Annotated in this window: 1 pseudogene; it reads left to right on the top strand. The window is 74.6% G+C overall.

The annotated features are described in order from the left end of the window. Positions 1-307: pseudogene (locus PKD06_RS18720) on the top strand (hypothetical protein); the annotation flags it as partial.

Here is a 307-nt window from a genome sequence, read left to right as displayed (position 1 = left end):
CGCCACGCTGTCGATCAGAAGCAAGGGCGATTCCGCCGACGGCGTCTGGTCGCGCACGAGGGCCGCGCTCGGCAAGACCCGTCCACCCGCCTATTCCGGCTATGCCGCCTATCGCGCGACGCTTCCCGCCGACGCGCGCCCCGCCGGCCTCGGGGCGGACGAGACGGGGCTGTGGCTCGGCCGGGGCGGGCATGTCGTGCTCTATCCGGTGGCGGCGGGGCGGGCCCTCAATCTCGTCGTCGTCTCCCGGCGGCCGATGCCGGAGGAAGGCTGGTCTCGCGAGGCCGATCCCGGCGAGATCGCGCGC

The organism is Enterovirga sp. (assembly GCF_035325185.1).
Lineage (GTDB): Bacteria > Pseudomonadota > Alphaproteobacteria > Rhizobiales > Beijerinckiaceae > Enterovirga.
The sequence above is the reverse complement of the archived record's forward strand: the minus strand, read 5'-3'. Positions and strand labels throughout refer to the sequence as shown.